This is a genomic window from Paenibacillus sp. PCH8, from assembly GCF_002968835.1.
Classification (GTDB): Bacteria; Bacillota; Bacilli; order Paenibacillales; family Paenibacillaceae; genus Paenibacillus.
Genome location: NZ_PKQK01000001.1, coordinates 238,519 through 259,638, shown reverse-complemented (window position 1 = coordinate 259,638; position 21,120 = coordinate 238,519). Strand labels below are relative to the sequence as shown.

Below are 21,120 nucleotides of genomic sequence, written 5' to 3'. Positions count from 1 at the left end.
GAATAAAAAAAAATCTGGGGATAACAGCGATCGGAAGGTTATTCTGTCATCGAAGTGGCAAGTGTAACATTCTTTGGTTCACTTTACATTAGAACAGAAAATACATTAGAAACGCAGGAGGATTGAACATGGAAAATGTAATGCTGGGTTATCCCCTTTCACCACAACAGAAACGACTGCATGAACTGAATAATAACAGAGTGACATCACTGGTCCCAAGTGTACTTGCTGTTAACATCGAAGGTGAGTGCTCGAATGATCAGATTGAAATAGCCGTGAAGAGAATAGCCGAGAAATACAGCACGCTCCGCACTTCCATTGAAGCTGACCCCAATTATGGCGTGCATCTTCAGAAAGTAGATGCGGAGACCAGAAGCCGATTCCGTACTGCCTATTCAGATGAACCGATTCAGGCACAGGATATACCATTGCTGATCCGGAAAGAGTTGGGTACATGGACAGGTGATTATTCGCTGGAAGCCATTAACGTCGATCTGTCTGAACGTTCTAAAGTGTTGATTCTCGCTTTTGATCCACAATTTTCGGATATTGAACCTGCCATCATTCTTGAGGATCTGTCACAATTGATCGTGGTGGAGGTAGACCCGGAGCTTCTGCAAGAAGAGGTTCCGTATTACGCGGTATCCGAATGGCTGAATGACCTGCTGACCAATGATGAGCACGCGGAAGAAAGAAGTTTTTGGAACAATAAACGTTTCGATCATGTTGATAAACAATTGTCCATGTCGTCTGGTGCCGGGTCTCGAAGTGTTACGATGGCAAGTTTCCCTGTGGCATGGTCACCGGAATTGTGGGCTGAACTCGAGAAGGCGGCAGGGAAAGCTGGAAGTACAATAGATCATGTTATGCTCGCTTGCTGGAATCTGACGTTGCATCTGCTGGGCGAAGATAAGGAGCTAACGGTTGGTGTACATACCCGTGGCCGACAAGATGAGGATTTGGAGAAGGTTGTCGGTGCATTGAATCGATACGTACCTCTGTATTCCGGCTGGAACGAGGACGATACGCTGGCTCACTTCTTCCAACGGACGATGAGTGAAGCGAAAGATAGTGCGGAATATGCAGATTATTTTGATTTCAAAATGTTTGGCAGATCTGATTCGAGTCAGTCTGTGTTCTCCTACGGATTCGAGAGTCGGGATGCATCAACCGTGGTGAAATCGGAAGGCGGCCACACCTTACAAGTCGTATATCAGTCAGAACAGATCGAACCGGTTCACCTTGGTTTGAACATCCATCAATATCCAGAGCGCAGGGATATTGTTCTTCGATATAACGAGGAAGTGTACACTCCCATAGAGATTGGCTATGTGGCGGATATATTCTCGCATATGTGCAACAAGGCCTATATGAACCTGAATGAAACTGTATCTTTGGATATCCTCCCTGATCATCTGGGGATAACATTACGATCGATTCTTCAAGGAGAGGTTCGGGAATATACCACATCGACACTTGTGGAGATGATGGATGAACAAGCCTTGAAGACACCAGATCAGATTGCTGTTGTGTCCGGTAACATCCTGCTTACATTCCGGGAAATTCAAGAGAAGTCCAGACAGCTTGCTTACTATCTTCATCGGACAAAAGGTGTCGGACATGGAGATGTTGTAGGTGTATGTGTGGAGAGATCTCCTGAACTGGTCATAGCCCTGCTGTCAATTCTTCGAGCCGGTGCGGCTTATGTGCCGCTTGATCCGGATTATCCGAGTGAGCGATTAACCTATATCTGTGAGAATGCCCGTATTGAGACAGTATTGTTGTTGAATAAAAATAATGAGCGACTCCATTCCCTTTTTGCCAATCCTGTATTCCTCAGGGAAGAGGGTGAAGAGATTGCTTCCGAGTCTGCTGACGCTCCGGCAATCGGAGTAGATGCCAGGGATACCGCGTATATCCTCTATACTTCCGGTTCCACAGGTAGACCCAAAGGGGTCAAAGTTTCACATCAAGCCATCAGTAACCATATGCATTGGATGAACAATGAATTTCCAATGTGTGGGGAAGACGCTGTATTACAGAAAACATCGATTAATTTCGATGCATCGGTATGGGAATTCTATGCACCGCTTACTACGGGCGCAAGGCTGGTCCTTGCTGAACCGGACAAGCACGCTGATCCCGAATATCTGCTCGACATTATTCATAAGGAACAGATTACGACCTTACAGGTTGTACCTACCATGCTTCAGGCTCTGGTAGAGCAAGAGACTCTCTCTTCAGCACCATTAAAGAGAGTGTTCAGCGGTGGGGAGAGACTGGGGATTCCGCTCCAGAAGGCTTTCTTTGCCGGTTCCGGTGCTCAGTTGATTAACTTGTACGGCCCAACCGAGGCGAGTATTGATACGACTTATCATATCTGTGACAAGTATGAGTACCGTGAAACGATTGGAAGACCTATCGATAATACCAACCTTCTCGTACTGGATTCGAACCAGAATTTGGTTGCCCCTGGTGTTGCCGGAGAGTTATATATCAGCGGAAAAGGTCTGGCAGACGGTTATGTGGATGAACATTTAACTGTTCAGGCTTTCCTGACACATCCTTCAGCACCGGACACCGTGATGTACCAAACGGGAGACAGGGTTCGTTATTTCCCGGATGGTCATATCGAGTACATTGGCAGGGTTGATCGACAAGTTAAACTAAGAGGTTACCGGATCGAACTGGGTGAAATCGAGAAGGTCCTGAATGCACACCCTCATGTGCGACTTGCAGCAGCGAAGCTGCTAGAGAAGACGGAGCCGTTGCTGGCTGCTTATGTAGAACTGGATACGAATGGAGAGATTCAGGAGGTCAGAGAGTGGATTTCATCGGCGCTTCCCGAGTATATGATTCCGAATTCTGTCCAGGTATTAGACAAGTTGCCATTGTTGAACAATGGAAAAATGGATTATCACGCCTTGCCGGATGTGGATGAGGGTTCCGGTGTGGAATATGCCGCGCCGACAACAACCGTAGAGCAGATTGTTGCCCAAATCTGGAGAGCGGCATTGAAGCGTGAGCAGATTAGTATTGATGAGAATTTCTTTGCGATGGGGGGACATTCCCTTATTGCAACGCAGGTCATCTCCGGAATTAGACAAAAGGTGGGTGTCAGTCTGCCGCTACGTAAAATATTCGATGCACCTACCATTCGTGAATTGTCCGCAGTGATTGAGAATCTGTTACTGGAAGCGAATGGATATTCTGCGGAGGGTAATTAAGTGAAAAAATCCGGTGCAGTGATGAGCAAAAGCGAACTGATTGATCGAATATTAAGTCAAATGAACGTTTCCAATACAGTAGCACGCACGTCTCGCGAAATAAACCGATTTCCGCTATCTTTTGCTCAGAAGCGGTTGTGGCTTCAACAGCAGATTGAGCCGGCAAGCACGGCATATAACATGGTTTTTTCCAATGAGATTATTGGAGAGTTTGATAAGTCTGCATTTGAACAAGCCATCGGGCTGTTGGTGGAAAGGCAAGAAGCACTACACATTCGTATTGATGTCGAAGAGGGGATACCGTATCAATGTGTTCAGGAGGACCAACCGGACTATCAATGGGTTGATCTTTCGGTGTATCCGGGCGATCAAGCCGAAAGGCAGATTGTAGATCAAATCAAAAGGGCCGATGGCCCTTTTGATTTTACCCGGGACAGACTGTGCAAATTCAAAGTATTTAAGCTGGATGATCACCGCCACATTTTTGTCCTGATGATGCATCATATCATCTCGGATGGTCAGTCGATCGAGATCATACGAAGAGATCTGTTATCTTATTATGAACATTTCCGCGGGGTGGGCCCTTTGCCAGCATATAGCCCTTCCGCGACCCAATATATAGATTACTCGGTATGGCAGAATCATTTGCTGGACAGTAATGAGTTTGCTAATCAGAAGAGGTACTGGCTCGATCAACTGAAGGGTCATTCCTACACGCTCACTTTACCCTATGATTATGAGCGTCCGCAGAAACGAAGTGAAGAGGGGATATCCGTATACTTCACGATTCCAGCACCTCTCACCAGCAGATTAAGAGAGATTTCGGAGAAGCATCATTCCACGCTATTTATGGTGATGTATACCTGTTTTGCGATTTTGCTACGAAAGTATTCGGGTGAAACGGATCTGATGATCGGTACGCCAGTCTCCAATCGGCCGCAGTCCGATCTGGAGAAGGTCGTTGGTTTCTTTGTCAATACACTTGTACTGCGAAGCCGTGTTGATGATCAGCAATCTTTCCTGAAGCAGCTGGACGCTTCCAAAAATACGATTCTTGATGCATTCGACCATCAGGATATGCCGATTGATCTGTTATTCGATGATCTGATCCAATCCAGAACCACAGGATATTCGCCGTTGTTTCAGGTGATGTTCAGTCTGGCAAAGGCAAATCAGGTCGAGCAGAATGATCAACAGGCCGTGTTCAGGGAAATCAAGCTCAAGCAGATCAACACATCCAAATTCGATATGTCCCTGGACTTGACGGAAGATATGGATGTGATTAAGGGTACGTTTGAATGTAGTCGGGATCTGTTCCATGTGAGTACGATTGAACGCTGGGCCTGTAATTTTATAGCACTGCTTGAACATATTGCGGATCAACCCGGGAAGCCAATACTAGGCATTGGAGCTATTAGTGATGAAGAACTGCAGAGAGTTCTATATGAATGGAACAATACCACAATGGATTTCCCGGATCATATCTGTGTAAACCATCTGTTCGAAGCATCCGTAGCCCGAGCCCCGGATCAGGTGGCTGTGGTATATGGGGGAGACCGATTATCATACCTGGAGCTGGACCGCCAAGCGAATCAATTGGCTCATCTTTTGATCGAAAAGGGAATTGGGCCTGACAAGACGGTGGCGATTGGTATAGAGCGTTCGCTGCATTTGCCCATTGCCCTTCTTGCCGTGTTAAAAGCGGGAGGAGCCATCGTGCCTCTGGATCTGGACGCACCTGTGGAGCGAAATCGTCACATGTTAACAGACTCGGGAGCGTCCGTCTGTCTCATTAATACGAATACGTTGCCGATCCCGGACGATGTTGCCCTTCTGATCAACGTATCCCAACCTGAAATTTATAAGGACAAGCCAATGACAGCTCCACCGTCACAAGTGGGGCCAGATCATTTGGTAGCTATTTATTATACGTCAGGTACTACAGGGAAACCCAAAGGGGTGTCTGTGCGGCATCAGGGATGGGTGAATCGTATCTGCTGGATGCAGCAGCAATTCAAGCTGGAATCCCATGAAACGGTACTTCAGAAAACAACTCTGACCTTTGATGATGTCGGCCTCGAATATTTCTGGACATGGATGGCAGGTGCCAGGGTTGCACTGCTGGAACCTGGATTCCATCGTGATCCGTATGCGATTATTCATGCTTTGAAGCAATATGAAGTTGCCATCGTCTTTTTTGTTCCGAGCATGCTGAAGATGGTATTGGAGCGAATCGATGGTTCGGATATGGAGCAGTTAGCGTCATTAAGGGATGTATTCTCCAGTGGAGAGGCCTTAAAGCCCGAGATGGTTGCAGCGTTCCACAAGCATCTCCCCGAGCGTAATCTGCATAACAGTTACGGAGTAACCGAGGTATCTATTGATTCGACCATCCATATCAATGTGCAGTTGGAAGCTCACCGCGCACGAAGGAATATATCGATTGGTCGACCAATCGGGAACAACTTCATCTACGTTCTGGATGAGTTGCAGAATCCCGTGCCTATCGGGGTACACGGTCATCTGTATATTGGTGGGGTTGGGCTTGCGAGGGGCTACTACGGAGATACCATTAAAACCGAACAGGCCTTCTATACTAACCCTTACGCGGATGGAAGGATGTACAGGACGGGTGACATTGCTTATTACGACACCACTGGCAAGTTATACATTGTGGGCCGAATAGACAATCAATTGAAGATCAGGGGCATGCGTGTCGAATTGGGGGAAATCACCGATGTGATCTCCAGGCACGCTGATATTCAGGAGTGTGCGATGCTGGCGGAGAGATGGGGAGAGGATGAAGAACTGTCACTGAGCGCTTATATTCAGGTGCTTCCTTCTTCTGAGATCCACAGTACCGATCTTCGCAATTTCTGCCGAACCCTGCTGCCGAGTCACATGATTCCCTCACGCTTCATTACGATTGATCGTATTCCTCTGAACAGTAATGGCAAGTTGGACAAGCCAGCACTGAAGCAGTTGGATCGTGGCACATTGAAGGATTATATCGCTGCTCCGCAGGATGAGCTGGAAGAAAAGATCATGCAGATTTTCATGGATATCCTTGGCGTAGACACCATCCATCTTCATGAAAGTTTTTTCGATCAGGGTGGGCATTCCATCAAAGCCATACGTTTAATGGATGTTCTGAACAGAACGTTCCAGACTCAGCTATCCGTGATCACCTTGTTTGATTACTCCACCGTGACCGAGATTGCACGAATCATTCGGGAGGGGAACCTTTCCCAAGATCAATCCGTTGTTGTGTTGAAAGAAGGAGGACGTGCGGATGAAACGCCACTATTCCTCATTCCAACGGGTGGCGGCAACCTGATTAATTATTATGAGTTGGTTAGCCAACTGGAAGGTCTGAATATATACGGATTTGTGCCAAAAGGATATGAGAATGACGAAGAACCGCTCTATACCGTCCAGGAACTGGCCCAATATTATTACGGTGTTCTTACCCAATTAAATCCGATAGGTCCCTATCGATTGCTGGGTTGGTCATTTGGTGGCAATGTGGCCTTTGAGCTGGCACGGATTATTGAAGATGCAGGACAACAGCTGGAGTTGTTGATTATTCTGGATGCACCTGCCCGAAGCCATGAGCGGGATATTCGTCCAATGAACAGGATGGAGGCTCTTGCCGAATTAGCATCCAACAACGGATATGAATTCAAGCCAAGTACAGACTATGAAGTCCACTTAAAAGAAGTCCTGACTCACTTCCCTGGTGAAAGCACGCTTAGTGGTCTCAAAGTGCGCCTGGCCAATGAAGTTGCCTTCGACAACTACTATTCAGCAGAACCGATTCAGTCCGATATTCATCTATTGTATGCAACCACTCAAGATGAGCATAGTCCAGTTCCGTTAACGGATGCACAGTCGTGGCATGCCAAGACGACAGGTACATGCACGGCCACTCCCATTCCTGGCCATCATGAGAATCTGATCGACTACAATCATGCCGTGAATGTGGCCCACTATGTGAACCAATTGGTGAAGGTTTAACTTTGAACATTGCATTGCATCAACGCTGATGGACATGGAATAGAACACAGGATGAGCCAGGCGGAGCAGGGATGGCTTCGCTTGTATTCATTCTTTATAGCTGGATGAACCCGATACAGGTTCGATGAGGTGGAGGTGAGCCATTGGAGATTTTCAAAAATAAGAACTTCACTTTGATGTTTTTTGGTCGAATCTTAACCAACATTGGAGATAGCCTATACGCGGTATCCGCAATGTGGCTGGTATACAATCTGGGAGGATCATCATTCTATACAGGACTTGCGGGATTTCTTTCTATTTTGCCGAAAATTATTCAGCTTCTATCCGGACCGATGATAGATCGGATTCCGATTCGGGGATTCTGGTATACGGTCAGTTAATTCAGGCTGTTTTGTTATTAATTGTTCCGATTGCAGCATATTATGATTTTCTGAGTGTAGGATTGGTATTGCTGATAACCCCTATTCTGAACATCTGTAATACCTGGGTGTATCCGGTTCAAATGTCAGCTCTGCCAAGAGTATTGGAGAAAAACCAACTTACACAGGGCAATTCCCTGTTCTCCATTGCCTATCAAGGTATTGATGTAGCCTGTAATGCCATATCGGGAATACTCATTGTAGCGCTGGGCGCGGTATCTCTGTATTTTTGGAATGCCATCGGTTTCTTTATAGGTGCGCTGTTATTCTCCCAATTGCGGATTGCTCCTTATATAGTTGAATCGAAAATGAAGAAGGATCAGGATACATATGATGAGATCATTGAACCGGTGAACCGGAGTAAGTCAGCGGGGATGCGCTTGTTTTTTAGAAATTACACCGATGATTTAGTGATTGGAATCAAGCTGCTTACACAGACGGCATTAGCCAAACTTCTCTTTGGCATTATGGTCATCAATGCTGCGGGGGGAGCGACATTCAGTGTGCTTCCCATATACAGTGATGAGATCGGTGGAGCGGGTGTCTATGGTTTGATGCTGATGGCACAGGCGCTGGGCAGTGTCATTGGCGCAACATGTGCACCGTATCTCAGACTGGAAAAAGTACGTTTGGGTCGGTTGTATTCTGTGGCATATATCAGTTCAGGGATCGCTTGGATCGGATGTATATTTACCCCATGGAGCTGGCTAAGTATTCTGGTATACGGACTGGCTTGGGTTCCCGGCGGTGCTGTTAACGTCATCATTAACACCGTCGTTCAGAAGGGAGTACCGCAGCAATATTTGGGTTTGGTATTCTCTGCGACGATGGCGCTAAGCGGCATAGCTATGCCGCTTGGCAGCTTGATCGGCGGTACGTTGGGAGTTTGGCTACACAGTTCAACGGTAATCACCATATGTGGAATCATCGTTGCTTTGGTAGGTGTATACTGGATGTTTGATCGGGTATCACGTAACCTTCCCAAGACGGAGCAACTGGATGAAGGATATTTCAATTTCACACCACGGGGCAGTACTGCTCATTCCAATACCGAAGTGGGGGCTTAACGCTGACACAGCATAATGGGTCCTTCGTTCATCCTGAATTTTTATGTCTATAGTATTAAAAAAGGCACCTCCAGAAGGGTACGAGGATAACGAATGGTTATCCCGTGCCTGTTCCGTGAGGTGCCCTATTCAGGTTCGTTCATGTTGAACGCTACCTGAGCAATGACATTGCAGTTTATTTGTTGTTACTCCGTATAATCACCTATCGCAGTATGCCCAGCTTCGTATATTCATCGACATCCAAAAAAGAACACCAACTATCCCCGTAATTCGGGGCAGCTTGTGCTCTTCCTACATATGTATCTTATCTTTAGTCGAGACTCAGGTCGAAATCAGGCTCACACATATAATCTAAAGGGTACAGATCATCTCGGGCCGAGATTAATGCACGGAAATGAAGATCCCTGATATCGTGCTCTGCCACATTTCCATCGGAGCGATTGGAGACAAGCTCAGCTACCACATACACATCCTCCGCGCGATTACATTTAAAAAGAACATTCTTCGGATTAATGACTTCCTCCAGGTAACTGTATGTCATCACGTGAAACATTTGTCCACGCCAGTTCGTCTTGATTACTTTATAGGACTGCGTTCTCACTAGATCCAGATAGCGTTCCAACTGGAACGTGTGCTCAAATTGCGTAATGTAGCCTTTTTTATCCACATCAATCGTAAACTCCACATCATAGCTCACATGCATTTCATCTCTATACGTTCCCTTCATAACTTTCATGGCGTCAAAGTGTGATCCGAATTCCGGATCTTCCACATAGGGAATGGTAACGAGGGCAGGATCAACATGATCTGTAATCTGGCTGTTCATGGACGGTGGGGTGTAATACTTCGATGGCTGAAGATCAATCGATCCAATCATGCGTCCAGGAAAACCGGGGCTGCAAGTTATTCGCATAGTCATCTCCTTTATATGTAGTCAGTAGTTAGACGAACGAGTAAGAAGAAAGTTGCACCAGAATAAGGGAATAAAAGTGGAGCTGAATCTGGCATATTCAACCGCCCAGCAACGAGCAGTGCTACGTTTTTTTTTATGTGAATAGGAGTAGTTGTATTTCCAATCGTCCTGCTCTTTTGATACAGTATCTGTAGGACATAACGGAGGTATATATCATATATGGAACAAGCACTTCAGGAACTGATGCGAAGTGCATGTGCAGAAAGAGCGCTCTGTATTTCTTTCATCCAATGATGATGCTGTATAGATATCTCAATAATGGAGTTTATTCTGAGAGGAGTCCATCTAATGAGTGTACATGAACATGTGATCGAACAGCAGTCCCTTACCTTTGTGGGCATTAAACAAACATTCTCATGTGTGGATGGTGAGAATTTAAGAGAAATTCCAAAGATGTGGCAAGATGTTTTGGCAGACGGGATTGAGGGACGTTTAATGGAGTACAACAACGGGGCTATTTCCGGGTTGGTTGGAATCTGCGTTGATCAGAGAGAACTGCTAAGCGACCAAATGGAATACTGGATTGCAACCTCCCATTCAGGTGAAGTACCTGAAGGTTTGTTTGCCATCGAACTTCCCGCGTCCCAATGGGTGGTATTTGAAGCTGAAGAACTAGAGTCGGAAGCGATACAACAGTTGTGGCACTTTATTATGACAGAGTGGTTTCCTTCCACTTCATATCATCATGCGGGGATACCAGAACTTGAAGTGTACAGAGGTCATGGCGCGCCTCCCCAAGTGTGGATTCCAGTAAAATCGGTGTAAGCCAACTTGGATTTTGACTGACCAATAACTAGGATCATTCAGTATTTTGCAACACGTTTAATCATTAGGAGGCTTGCCATGTTATCCACCAAAGTAATCACTCATTGCCAGGAGCAAGGCTGGTGGCATGAAGATGTTCCAGTAGCATATGAAAAAGCATTGCAAAAGCTGGAGATTGATCTCCAGTCGGATTTCGCACAATTTTATCTACATGCAGAGGATGGGCCGACTTTCTACAGCAGGCATCAGGAGTTGTATCAGATCTGCTGGGTTATGGAGAACACCGTATATATGGAAGACGTGACTGTAGCACAGCTCACATTGGGACTACCGGAAGCGTATATTCCACTGGATAGTTTTGAAGGTGAAGGTGGATTTTTCTACAATCGTCAGACGGGAGAAGTGGTGCTGGTGGAACTGGGCGAGTCCATTGAACGGTTTCTTAATGGCGAGAGTAAGCCACAGTGGGCTGATTTCAATGCTTTTCTGGAATGGTATTTCGTTCTGGAGCAGGAGACGGTGCAATGAAAGATCTGACACCGGAACATGCTGAACTGGAGCGACAAATTATTGAAAAGGTAGAAGCCGGTAATGTGCTGGATGAGACGCAACAGCATGAACAAGCCCTTATCTAGTATGATCAGGCATGGGGAATGTTGCCTGAGCCTAAGATGGAATGGGAGATTGCGAGTTGGATCGCATCCTGCCACGCAAATGCACATATGGATCAGGAGCAGTATGGACTGGCGAAGCCGTGGGCTGAGATATCGTTACATACGCGGAGTACGGGTAGAAATACGAGCCCGTTAATCGATCTCGGCATAATCTGCATGAGACTTGAACAGCATGACGAGGCGTATTCGTATCTGCATCAGGCGTATGAGTTGGGCCAAGAGCGTGCATTTCAGGGAAACCCGAAAGACGTGTTGAGCTATTACAAGGAAGAGCGGGCTAAGCGCAAGTAGAGTAATTCCTGCCAAACCATGAAACGAAAAGGGTACCCCACTCGGACAGTGATGACCGCAGGAGTACCCTCTCACTTTTGAACTATTCGTTTATCAGGCATTTTGTGTACGCTTAGTCCGAGATGTTACGCGTATAATATTCGATGATATCCTTACGACGGATAATACCGAGGAAAACACGATCTACATCCACCACGGGCACAAAATTTTGGTCTGCTGCAAGTGTCAGCATATCCTCCATTTCAGCCTCAATGAATACACATTCATTATATACCCGATTGTTAATCTCATGTACTTGGACCTGATCCATATTATCGAAAGTCAATCCGGGTGTATTTCGCATTTTCCATAACAAATCGCCTTCGGACAGGGTAGCAACATATTTTCCATCCTGGTCAATCACGGGAATGGCGGTGTAGTGGTGCGATTCCAGTTGCTCAATAGCATCTTTCATGGAAGCGGTAGACTTGATATAGGCCACTTCGGCTTGGGGGAGTAAAAAATAGCTGATTTCCATCATCGGGCTCCTTTTCAGCCTTTTGCATTTTGTATAGCAAAAAAGCTTTAATATGTAATTCACTATTCTTATTTAAACATATTATGTGAGTCTTCGGCTATTTTTGATGATAAATTCGTCAGATTTGTTTCATTGTTTAATTGGCTCTGGAAATCTATAGTATATATTAGAGGTGATATAACCATGAAATCCAAACGTAAATTAATGTACGGACTGCTGCCCATCCTGTTTGCAGGTGGAATCGGAATGTATCTATACATGCAGAATAACAAAGAAGTAGAAGCGAAGCCCCAGACCACCGTGAATCAGTACATAGAGCATTTGCAAAAAAAAGAATTTGACCAGTTATACACGCTGATGACGTCTACTTCACTGGAACAGTCGGGCATGAATAAGGAACAATTTGTCGATAAATACAATGCGATCTATTCAGGTATAGAAGTATCTACAGTCAAGGCTGAGGTGAAGCCAGTGGACGTACCCGAAGGGGCGGATGGCAGCAAGGCAGAAGCAGAAGATAAGAACCCCGATACCTATGAGGTGGATTATAATCTGCAACTGACAACCTTTCTGGGCGAGGTCAGCGAGATGCATACTCTGAAATTGGTGCGGCAGGAACTTGAGGATGGTAGCAAAGACTGGCGAATTAATTGGCAGCCTTCGATGATCCTGAATGACATGATCAAGGGCAGCAAGGTTCGGGTAAGAACACTATTCCCGAGTCGTGGAAACATTGTGGATCGCGATGGTCTGCCCCTGGCAACCAAAGGTACGATGAATGAGTGGGGTATTGTGCCTGAGAAGCTTGGTGATAACCCGGATCAGATGATTATGCGAATCGCGAGCCACTACAATGTTTCGGAAGAAGTCATTCGTAAGGCGCTTGCGCAGACGTGGGTGAAGCCGGAATATTTTGTCCCGATTGCCTCCACGGAGGAGTTTGATGTGCCAGATTCATTGAGCGGAGTGACGCTGCAAAGCAAGGAAATCCGTTATTATCCACTCGGCGAGGCAGCTGCGCATCTGATTGGTTATGTGCGCAAAGCGACCAAGGAAGATCTGGATAAGGATACCGAAGGGTATTACCGCGCAGAGGATTGGATTGGCAAAGCGGGTCTGGAGCAGTCCATGGAGAAACAATTGCGCGGTGAACGTGGCGGTCTGATTGAAATCACCGATGAGTCCGGCAATACCCGTTCCGAGCTTATTCGCAAGGATGCTGTGGATGGACAGAATGTTCAACTGACGATTAGCGCCAAGCAGCAAAAGAAACTGTATCAGACATTATCCAGTGGTGGAGATGCCGGTGCGATGGTGCTGATGAATCCGACCGACGGCAACCTGTTGGCGTTGGTCAGTGCCCCCTCCTATAACCCTAACAAAATGGTTACAGGGCTTACACAGGCAGAGTGGGATGCATACTCAGCGAATGAGAAGCTTCCTTTCATCAACAGAGTAACCACCCGGTATGCACCAGGATCAACCTTCAAAGCGATCACAGCTGCGGCGGGACTAATGGAGAAGGTAACCACAGCAGACAAAACACATGTTATCTCTGGCTTGCAATGGCGTAAAGACGATAGCTGGGGCGGTTATTATGTCAAACGTGTAAAGAGTCTAACTCCGGTTAGTATGGTTGATGCTCTGGTCTACTCGGACAATATTTACTTCGCAATGGAAGCGATCGAGATGGGCAACGACAAGTTTATTGATGGCATCCGGAAGTTTGGATTTGGCGATAATTTTGGATTGAACGAACTGTATCTGAAGCCGAGCCAGTATGCCAACGAAGCTCATCTGGATCTGTCGTCCGAAGTGTTGCTCGCTGACACGTCCTATGGACAAGGAGAGATGTTGATGTCACCAATCCATCTGGCGACGTCATTCACACCTTTTATTAATGAAGGGAAACTGGTGAAGCCTGTACTGATTGAGGAGAAAGAAACCCCAGATCCTGAGGTGATTATTACTCCTGAAGCTGCGGATACGGTGAAGGATGCCCTGGGAGAAGTGGTTTCTCGTCAGGGAGGAACGGCCCACACGTTGAGTTCCATCGCCGGTGGACTCGCGGGTAAGACGGGAACAGCTGAACTAAAAGCGAAGAAGGGCGATAAGGGACAAGAGAATGGATTTTTCGTGGTGTTTGATACGGATTCGCCAACCTTTCTCTTATCTGCTGTGATTGAAGAGGTGAATGGCCGGGGCGGAAGTCATTATGTCGTGGATAAATTAAAGCCTTTCCTGGAGAAGTTGGAAATGCCCGACAAGGCAAACATTGCAGACGAATAAGGTATTCGTAGAAAATAGAGTGAATAAATAACAAAAAAACACCAGTGATGGTGTTTTTTTGTTTGGGGCTATATCAAAAGATTTATATCTTTGTTAGGTATTAGATACCTGCGCCTGACGGAGTCCGATATTGAAGGGTCATAAGGTTAACCGTTATTTCCGAGCAGTGATCATGAAACGAGCCGAGTTGGTACGAATGCCCTTCTCATCGTGATGTTCCTCCACGAACTGTTGGAAATGCTCAAAGTCGGCTTCCGTCTCTCCGAAACCGGGAATAATCGGTGCATGGGTGAGCAGAAACAGCAGGTCATCCGGTGTGGCGTAATACTCGGTCGCATTATACTCACGGATCTGGATGTCATGGAAACCGGCCTCGTGAAGTTCATTTTGGTAGCGATTCATCAATGTGCCGGGACGGTTAGCGGACTGTCCGCGTCCAAAAGCTTCCGAAATGTTATGTTTATCCTGCTCGCTGACCTGTTGAGTTAGAAAGATGCCACCATCTGCGAGTACCCTGAATACTTCTGTAGCAGAGAATCCAGAGTGTCTGGCGGATATGACATTGAAGAAGTGATTTGGAAATACCAGTTTGCCAGCATCCATATGCAGAAAACGTACATTGGGATGAACGCCCAAAGCCTGAAGATTATGTTGTGCCGTTTCAATCATTCCTTGGGCAAGATCAATGCCTACTAATAATAAGGCTACTTTGGCTATGGATAGAACGGCTTCTCCACCGCCAGTCCCGATGTCCAGCAATAGATCAGACGACCGCGTGTTGCGAGCCACTTCCTCATAGAAATTCCATTCGATCTTCTCGGAGACCACATTCATTGAGCTGAAGTCCCAGCCATTCATCCGGCCTACACGTTCATAAAAGGCTGCATAATCTATAGAGTTTTTCATTTTCATATTCCTCCAATGTGGGTTGGTTTGAACAGGACACGAGTTGCTCAGCCAAATCGTTCTATTGTATACAGCCGAACAGGATCAAAAGGACAAACGTATCCCTTGATAGCTGGTACGCGTTTTGACCCAGCCCGACGACTATGTACTTCGAACCATTCGGAACAACATCCGTGTCACCTCACAAGTTGGAATACAACTAGTATATTCAATTGACAGCGCATACGCGAGATGTTATTTTGAGGTGGAATCTATTCTATGAGTTCGAGGTGATCGTTAATGGCTATTCGCGCGAAGCAGATATTTGTCAATCTACCTGTCCAAGATTTGAAGAAATCCGTTGATTTTTTTACCCAAGTGGGATTTGAGTTTAATCCTAATTTTACGGATGATTCGGCTACCTGTATGATTATTGGAGATAACATCTATGCCATGCTTCTGGTGGAGGAACGTTTTCAATCCTTTATCTCGAAAAAAATCTCTAATGCTGCTGATACGACTGAAGTCATCGTTGCACTGTCGGTGGACAGTCGTGAGCAAGTGGATACGATTGCACAAGCTGCCCTCGATGCAGGAGCGAAGCCATACAACGAACCACAGGATCATGGATTTATGTATGGACGGAGTTTTCAGGACCCGGATGATCACCTGTGGGAAGTCTCCTATATGGATATGAGTGCTTTTCCTTCAAAATGAGACATAATCAATATTGAGAATAGACTGCCTGTTCTTTTGACGAAACGAATTTAGTAGAGCCTTCCTGTATGAATAGGAAGGTTATTTTTTTGTATCCATTTATCCATTGGAATTATGATTCGTTCAAACGTGAAAAGTTATCGCGATCGTATTGGTAAAAATTAATATATCGTAATAGAAAGGTCGCCGTTCTTTCCGCAGGCGATAGTCTGGTTGAGAAAAAGAACTGAAAGCCACGACAGCAATAATCTCATTTACAGAGATGCCGAGAGTCGGTATCTCCTTTCTTAATTTTTGAGGACAGACAGCGTATATATCTTTGTTACATATGGTGTATTATTCCTTTTTACTATATGATAAATGTCGATTCACGTTGGTGTTTTCCATCGAATGATGCAATATGCCATTGCGAAGAAAGAAAAGTATACATACGTTCTATAGCTGGAGGGATCAGGGTGTATTGTCATGTATGCGGGACCAAAAACAGTCCGGCGGATAACACGTGCAGTAAGTGTGGAACCAAAATGAAGGAAGCAAGCTCTACGGACGAACAGATCTGGGCAGAATCAGCCATAGACTTGGATAAAGGAACGCGAAAAGTACTCGATTCGCTGTCCCGTCAGCAGCAGCCTGCATCCAAACAGAGTAATACGGGTCAAGGTCGTGTATTTAGCTGGATCATTCCCTTGCTACTAGCAGCAGTGATAGGGGCTTTGTTGACGTATTATTACAAGCAGGAGACAGGAATAAATGCAGAGGTTAAATCACTGCACCAACAGGCGGAACAGGCTGCACTAGAGGGCAAGTACCAAGAAGCCCTTCAACTGCTGGACAGCGCTCTAACGAAACGACCGAACTATGATGCACTCATACAGGATCGGCAAATTACGGCGAAAGCGTTCAATTTGATGAATCAGTTGGATGAGGCATCTACAAGTCTGAAGACAGGAAAACTGTCCGCAGGAGACAAGACCATTCAGGCTGTAGCGAAAGCGCTGAAGGAGCGGGAGGAACCTGTTTTTGCCAAAGTACGTGCCGTATTAAACAACAGAAAGGTAACGCTGGCCGTACTGAAGGTGAAAAAGGAAATCGACAGTTTGACGACAATAGAGGCACTGGCCGAGAAGCTGGATACCGTATCGAACTTGAAAGGCAAGGAAGCGGAGGCGGTAGAGAAACAAATCGTCGACAAGCTCGCAGGCATAAGTTATAAGCAGGCTGAACAGCAAGTCAAGCAAAAGGATTTCACGACTGCTTTACAAACGGTGGATCAGGGACTGTCCTATGCGCCGGAAAATGAAAAACTGACTGCCTATCGTGAGCGGGTGCTCAGTGAAAAAAAAGCGTTTGAAAAAGCGGAAGCGGAACGCATTCAACTGGCGGAGCAACAGGCTGCTGCAGAAGATCTGACGAATCGAACGGCGGCAGTAAGTATCGTGAACGTTGATGCAACGCTTGATATGTATGGGGATCTTTATATTAGCGGTTCATTGATCAATAATGCGACTCGTCCGATCTCTTCCGTCACGGTTTTGATCGACATTTATGATACAGAAGGTACCTACCTGGGACAGACTTATGCAGATGTGTATCCAAGCTGGCTGGATGTGGGGGAAGAAGGTTTCTTTGAAACCTATTATTATGGTGTGTACGAGGAAGCGGAAATCTCTGTTGTGAATGCAACGTGGTATCTCGAATAGGGGGACAGGTTGGAATGGCCAAACGAACATGGAGTACGATCATATCCAGTGCTATTATCATTGGTGCTGGAGCAGGAGGCGTGTTCTGGATACATCAGCATTCAGCAGATCAGTTGCAGGATGGGCCCAGACTGGCAGTCGTTGCCATGAAGGAAACGGAAAACGCGGTAGCGACGACGGCTTCCAAGCAACCTGTGAAGAAGACACGCAAACAGATTATTGAAGAAAGTCAGAAGAAAGTCGTTACGATCGAGAGTAGCAGCGGATTAGGCTCCGGCTTTCTCTACAATGATCAGGGAGATGTCGTAACCAACGCACATGTGGTGGAGGGGACAAAGGAAGTAACCATTCGGACTTTGAACCATGAAGAATATAAAGGAACTGTGATTGGTATTGGGGAAGAAACCGACGTAGCTGTGGTCAGGGTGCCTGATTTGAAAAAAGTTAAGCCGCTATCCATCGCCAAGTCCAAAGCCGAGACTGGAGACGAGATTCTGGCATTGGGTAGTCCACTTGGGCTAGAGAACACCGTAACGACAGGAATCATTAGCGGAGTGGGGCGTAGCTTTGAAATAGCACCTTATATCTATAGTAATCTCTATCAGATCTCGGCACCTATAACTCATGGCAACAGTGGCGGACCACTCATTAGTGCGGAGACTGGTGAAGTGATCGGCATTAATTCAGCGGTCGTGGAGCAGGAGGGCGGAATAGGATTCAGCATCCCTATGACCAGTGTGCTCAAGCAGGTGCAGGCGTGGTCCAAGAATCCTTCCGGCACAACGTCGGTGCAGACGGCTGGAGATCGTCACTTGGGTTCAGCTACCGCTATATTGGAAGCAGAAGGAATTGTAACGGACTTTTATACGAGCCTTAATCTGAAAGATTATGTCACAGCATATGCACTGCTCGGAAGCGAGTGGCAGAGTGCTACAACGTACACCAAGTTCAGAGAAGGATACCTGAACACGGATGATGTGACCATTGGAGAAGTTTCCTCAGCCGGCAACGGGGACAGAGAGATGGAAGTGACCGCAATGATTACAGCAGACGAACGTAAGGATGGGGAGTATATAACATCGAAATACAAGGTCACCTATCAGTTGGGCTATGAGAATGGTCAATTGAAGATCTTGCATGGTCAAGGTAAAAAAATGAAATGATTATGGAAGGAGAGTTGGCCTATTGCCGATTCTCCTTTTTGATTGCGTATGTTGGATGCATCTGTTAGAATACAGAACGAATGTTCAGTATGAATGAGACGGAGTGAATCGTATGAATATGAATAAAAAACAACTTCAGACCGAACAGACGAAGAAAAAGCTTGCGGATGCGTCCAAAGCCCTTTTTGTACAAAAAGGCTATAAAGCAACGTCCATAGAAGATATTGTATCTGCGACGGGCAGCAGCAAGGGGAATATTTATTACCATTTTAAAAGTAAGCAAGGCCTGTTTCTCTATCTGATTGATGAGTGGGATCGGGAGTGGGAAGAGAGTTGGGCGGCCAAAGAACATCTCTATAACACTTCTACAGAGAAAATATACGGTTTGGCGGAGCAATTAATCATGGATGACATGAACCATCCTTTGACCAAAGCGGCTGATGAGTTCTTCACAGGAGAGAACAAAGAAAATGATATTGAGGAACGTATATCCTTAATGCTTAAGCGGCATATTCAATTCAACAAACAATTGATTGAAAGAGGAATCGAAAATGGAGAGTTCAATCCAAGCAATGTAGATAACCTCGCTATCATATTGGAAAGTACCATTATTGGTCTCAGTCAGATGTCACGCGGGATGGAATTTGAGCAGGCTCTTGCACTCTACCGCCAGGCCGCAAGTGTATTCTTACACGGGATCGCAAAAGATAAGTAACATTTAGACAACGATGGAGGATGGAATCATGGCATTACTAACACGTAACAGGGGCGCATTGCTGCTGTTGATGTTTAATATTTTTCTTGTTTTTACAGGTATAGGTCTGGTTGTGCCTATTATGCCTGCATATATGGATCTACTGCATATCACTGGATTCACGGTCGGTTTGCTAGTAGCAGCATTTTCCTTCACCCAGTTTCTATTCTCGCCACTTGCAGGCCGTTGGTCAGATACATGGGGACGTAAAAAAATTATAGTTGGCGGTATGCTGATTTTTGCCGTGTCCGAGTTTATGTTTGGTGCAGTTAATGCACCCGTGTTACTCTTCGCAGCCCGGATGCTTGGTGGTATCGGAGCGGCGATGATCTTCCCCGCCATTATGGCATACACCGCGGATATTACCACAGAGGAAGAACGGGGTAAGGGCATGGGATTAATTAATGCTGCCATTACCACTGGATTTATCATTGGGCCTGGAATTGGCGGATATATCGCTGATTTCGGTATTCGTATTCCGTTCTATGCCGCAGGGGTTGCCGGATTGCTGGCAGCAATCATTACAATGATTGTTTTACCTGAGTCCGCGCGGAGCACAGGGGAGCAACCTCAAACTGTTGCAAGTACACCTAAAGGTAAAGCGCCTGGAGTGTTATCCCAATTGCTGAATTCATATCGTGAGCCATACTTTTTCAGTCTAATCATCGTATTTGTCATGGCTTTTGGTCTGGCAAACTATGAGACGGTATTCTCTCTGTTTGTGGATCATAAGTTTGGTTTCACTACTAAAGACATAGCGTTTATTATTACGTTTGGTTCCATTGCAGGTGCAGTTGTGCAGGTATCTCTGATCGGTTGGTTGCTCAATCGGTTTGGTGAAAAGATGGTCATCTCGATCTGTCTATTGTTTGTGGCTGTATTCGTACTATTGACCTTGTTTGTGCATACGTACTGGCTGATTCTTGTTGTAACCTTCATCGTGTTTCTGGGAATGGACATCTTGCGCCCTGCAATCAGTACACAGATGTCCAAACTGGCACAAGAACAGCAAGGATTTGTAGCAGGGTTGAACTCAGCTTACACAAGTTTGGGGAATATTGCAGGTCCAATTGTGGCTGGAGCTCTATTCGATGTGAATATTAACTATCCATACGTGTCGGCAGCTGCCGTACTGGCAATCTGTTTCCTATTATCTTTGCGTGTACTCCGAAGCGTAAAAACGGTGAAACAATCAAAAGCTCAAGTGTAATTATCATGGAAAAGACGTAGGGGCATCAATTTTTGGTATAATAAGAAATGCTGGAAGTGAATCACATGGGCTGGGTTGCAGAGTAAGTTACCGAGGACGGTCATTTTTAAGCATATACAGGTTATTGGAGTGATGATATGAGTAAAGCAAAAGGTAAAGGCGGCACAGGCCGTGGAACTGGCAAAAAAGGCTGGAATCGCTGGCAAGCCGCTGCTAATAAGGCGAAAAGTGCTCCGAAGCCTTATAAAAGTAAAGGCACGAAGAAAAAAGACGATACTGAAGCTTCAACGGACAAGTCCCAGTAAGTGGACTGGAGAAGCTGAAGAATGTATAAAGGAGAGATCTGACCTAAACATTAGGCTAGATCTCTTTTTTAACTTTTCTATCTCAAATACAATGTCAAAATAGATTGAGAAACATCAAGTTCCGTACCATACCACCGATTGAAGGAA

General features: G+C 45.8%; 17 protein-coding genes. 14 read left to right on the top strand and 3 right to left on the bottom strand.

From position 1 onward, the window contains the following. The first annotated feature begins 128 nt into the window (after window positions 1–128). The 4 genes from C0Q44_RS01065 (at window position 129) to C0Q44_RS01055 (ending at window position 8,730) form a co-directional block, all read left to right on the top strand. Window positions 129–3,227 carry a non-ribosomal peptide synthetase gene (locus tag C0Q44_RS01065; protein ID WP_105405670.1) on the top strand — a complete coding sequence of 1,033 codons (3,099 nt, stop codon included), beginning with the start codon at window positions 129–131 and terminating at the stop codon, window positions 3,225–3,227. Continuing rightward, the gene (locus C0Q44_RS01060; protein WP_105405669.1) at window positions 3,228–7,244 is read left to right on the top strand and encodes a non-ribosomal peptide synthetase; all 4,017 of its coding nucleotides are present in this window, start codon (window positions 3,228–3,230) and stop codon (window positions 7,242–7,244) included. A gap of 143 nt (window positions 7,245–7,387) precedes the next feature. After that, window positions 7,388–7,624, top strand: a complete 237-nt coding sequence (locus tag C0Q44_RS31380; protein ID WP_308737383.1) for a hypothetical protein — start codon at window positions 7,388–7,390, stop codon at window positions 7,622–7,624. Window positions 7,625–7,635: 11 nt separating this feature from the next. After that, on the top strand, window positions 7,636–8,730 hold the full coding sequence (locus tag C0Q44_RS01055; RefSeq protein WP_308737382.1) for an MFS transporter: 1,095 nt from the start codon (window positions 7,636–7,638) through the stop codon (window positions 8,728–8,730). A 310-nt stretch (window positions 8,731–9,040) separates the two neighbouring features. On the opposite strand, the gene C0Q44_RS01050 is transcribed toward C0Q44_RS01055, so the two are convergent. After that, on the bottom strand, window positions 9,041–9,643 hold the full coding sequence (locus C0Q44_RS01050; protein ID WP_105405668.1) for a hypothetical protein: 603 nt from the start codon (window positions 9,641–9,643) through the stop codon (window positions 9,041–9,043). A 348-nt stretch (window positions 9,644–9,991) separates the two neighbouring features. On the opposite strand from C0Q44_RS01050, the gene C0Q44_RS01045 reads away from it, so the two are divergent. The 3 genes from C0Q44_RS01045 to C0Q44_RS01035 all read left to right on the top strand — a co-directional run bounded on the left by C0Q44_RS01045 (window position 9,992) and on the right by C0Q44_RS01035 (window position 11,433). Next, window positions 9,992–10,468, top strand: a complete 477-nt coding sequence (locus C0Q44_RS01045) for a GyrI-like domain-containing protein (RefSeq protein WP_105405667.1) — start codon at window positions 9,992–9,994, stop codon at window positions 10,466–10,468. A gap of 78 nt (window positions 10,469–10,546) precedes the next feature. Next, complete coding sequence (locus C0Q44_RS01040; protein ID WP_105405666.1) at window positions 10,547–10,996, top strand: hypothetical protein; 450 nt, start codon at window positions 10,547–10,549, stop codon at window positions 10,994–10,996. Between the two features lie 143 nt (window positions 10,997–11,139). After that, window positions 11,140–11,433: a hypothetical protein gene (locus tag C0Q44_RS01035; RefSeq protein WP_181150809.1), complete on the top strand. Its 294-nt coding sequence runs from the start codon at window positions 11,140–11,142 to the stop codon at window positions 11,431–11,433. Between the two features lie 112 nt (window positions 11,434–11,545). On the opposite strand, the gene C0Q44_RS01030 is transcribed toward C0Q44_RS01035, so the two are convergent. Continuing rightward, window positions 11,546–11,950, bottom strand: coding sequence for a CBS domain-containing protein (locus C0Q44_RS01030; protein WP_017690552.1), 405 nt, complete (start codon window positions 11,948–11,950; stop codon window positions 11,546–11,548). Window positions 11,951–12,133: 183 nt separating this feature from the next. On the opposite strand from C0Q44_RS01030, the gene pbp4 reads away from it, so the two are divergent. Next, window positions 12,134–14,239, top strand: coding sequence for a penicillin-binding protein PBP4(5) (gene pbp4, locus C0Q44_RS01025; protein ID WP_105405664.1), 2,106 nt, complete (start codon window positions 12,134–12,136; stop codon window positions 14,237–14,239). A 153-nt stretch (window positions 14,240–14,392) separates the two neighbouring features. On the opposite strand, the gene C0Q44_RS01020 is transcribed toward pbp4, so the two are convergent. Next, window positions 14,393–15,145, bottom strand: coding sequence for a class I SAM-dependent methyltransferase (locus C0Q44_RS01020; protein WP_105405663.1), 753 nt, complete (start codon window positions 15,143–15,145; stop codon window positions 14,393–14,395). A gap of 279 nt (window positions 15,146–15,424) precedes the next feature. On the opposite strand from C0Q44_RS01020, the gene C0Q44_RS01015 reads away from it, so the two are divergent. From C0Q44_RS01015 to C0Q44_RS00990, 6 genes are all read left to right on the top strand, one after another. Continuing rightward, a complete protein-coding gene (locus C0Q44_RS01015; protein ID WP_105405662.1) occupies window positions 15,425–15,841 on the top strand; it encodes a VOC family protein in 417 nt (138 codons plus the stop codon). A 455-nt stretch (window positions 15,842–16,296) separates the two neighbouring features. Further along, complete coding sequence (locus tag C0Q44_RS01010; RefSeq protein WP_105405661.1) at window positions 16,297–17,541, top strand: FxLYD domain-containing protein; 1,245 nt, start codon at window positions 16,297–16,299, stop codon at window positions 17,539–17,541. Between the two features lie 14 nt (window positions 17,542–17,555). Next, window positions 17,556–18,704 (top strand): S1C family serine protease, encoded by a 1,149-nt coding sequence (locus C0Q44_RS01005; protein WP_105405660.1) that lies wholly within the window; start codon window positions 17,556–17,558, stop codon window positions 18,702–18,704. Window positions 18,705–18,822: 118 nt separating this feature from the next. Continuing rightward, window positions 18,823–19,419 (top strand): TetR/AcrR family transcriptional regulator, encoded by a 597-nt coding sequence (locus tag C0Q44_RS01000; protein ID WP_105407561.1) that lies wholly within the window; start codon window positions 18,823–18,825, stop codon window positions 19,417–19,419. 28 nt (window positions 19,420–19,447) lie between these two features. Further along, the gene (locus tag C0Q44_RS00995; protein WP_105405659.1) at window positions 19,448–20,668 is read left to right on the top strand and encodes an MFS transporter; all 1,221 of its coding nucleotides are present in this window, start codon (window positions 19,448–19,450) and stop codon (window positions 20,666–20,668) included. Window positions 20,669–20,805: 137 nt separating this feature from the next. Next, window positions 20,806–20,973: a DUF3934 family protein gene (locus tag C0Q44_RS00990; RefSeq protein ID WP_105405658.1), complete on the top strand. Its 168-nt coding sequence runs from the start codon at window positions 20,806–20,808 to the stop codon at window positions 20,971–20,973. Window positions 20,974–21,120: the final 147 nt, after the last annotated feature.